A 1395-nucleotide genomic window follows, 5' to 3' on the forward strand; every position below is an offset into this window, starting at 1 on the left:
ATCGTTAAGTCCCCCATTGCAACCAAACGCAAGCCGGATTTCAGGCTTTTACTTCTTGGTGAAGGGGCAGCCGCTCGCCTCGGGCTTCTGGTAGGCTTCCTCGGCGGGGATGGTGCTGACGATGTCGTAATAGTCCCAGCGGCCCTTGGACTGCGCCGGCTGCTTGACGCGCGCCAGATACATGTCATGCGCCAGCCGGCCGTTGGGCAGGAGCTTCGCGTTCTTGGCGAACATGTCCTTGACCGGCAGTTCCTTCATCTTGTTGGCGACCTTGAGGCCATCGTCGGTCCCCGCAGCATCGACCGCCTTGAGGTAGTGCAGGACGGAGGAATAGACGCCGGCCTGGACCATGGTGGGCTTGCGGCCGGTCTTCTTCTCGTACTTGGCCGACCAGGCCCGCGTTTCGTCGTCCAGATCCCAATAGAAGCCGGTGGTCAGCACGAGGTTCTGCGCCGTCTGGAGCCCGAGCGCATCGACATCGCTGATGAACAGCAGCAGGCCCGCGAGCGACTGCCCCGCCTGGGTGATGCCGAACTCCGCCGCCTGCTTGATCGAGTTGGTGGTGTCGGTACCGGCATTGGCGAGACCGATGACCTGGGCGCCCGAGCCCTGGGCCTGGAGCAGGTACGACGAGAAGTCGGAGCTGTTGAGCGGATGACGGACGCTGCCCTTCACTTCGCCGCCCAGCGCCTTCACTTCGCGAGTGACATCGGCTTCAAGCGAGTGGCCGAAGGCATAGTCGGCCGTGAGGAAGAACCAGCTCTTGCCGCCGTTGCGCACCACGGCGCGGCCGGTGCCGACCGCCAGCGCGTAGGTATCGTAGGCCCAGTGGAAACCGGTCGGCGAGCAGGCGTCCCCCGTCAGGCGAGACGTGGCGGCACCCGAGATCAGCGTAACCTTGGCCTTGTCACGGGCGACCTCCTGAACGGCGAGCGCCGTGGAGGAGGTGACCAGATCGGCGATCGCATCGACCCCTTCGGTATCGAACCACTGGCGCGCGATGTTGGACGAGATGTCGGCCTTGTTCTGGTGGTCGGCCGAGATGACCTGGACCGGCTTGCCGGCGGCCTTACCGCCGAATTCCTCGACCGCGAGTTGGGCCGCGACGACCGAACCCTCACCCGCCACGTCGGCGTAGAGGCTGGATTTATCGGTCAGCACGCCGATCTTCACCGTATCGCCGGAAATCTGCGCCTGAGCGGCGCCCGCCGACAATGCGACCGCCGCAGTTCCCATAAGAAGCTTCTTGAGCATTTTCTGCATCCCCATTCATCATTGTTATTCGTGGTTTTGTTTTTGGTCGGACAGGTTCGGTCAGACGCCCAGGTACCCGTGCAGCTTTTCAGTATTCGCTTCGAGCTGGTCGTTCGGGATCATGTCGACGATGTTGCCTTC

The 1395-nt window shown here is 63.0% G+C and carries 1 protein-coding gene; it reads right to left on the minus strand.

All coding sequences use genetic code 11. From position 1 onward, the window contains the following. Window positions 1–48: 48 nt before the first annotated feature. Window positions 49–1254 carry an ABC transporter substrate-binding protein gene (locus tag N826_RS38965; protein WP_044437991.1) on the minus strand — a complete coding sequence of 402 codons (1206 nt, stop codon included), beginning with the start codon at window positions 1252–1254 and terminating at the stop codon, window positions 49–51. Window positions 1255–1395 lie beyond the last annotated feature (141 nt).

This window comes from Skermanella aerolata KACC 11604 (assembly GCF_000936425.1).
In the GTDB taxonomy this organism is placed as follows: domain Bacteria; phylum Pseudomonadota; class Alphaproteobacteria; order Azospirillales; family Azospirillaceae; genus Skermanella; species Skermanella aerolata.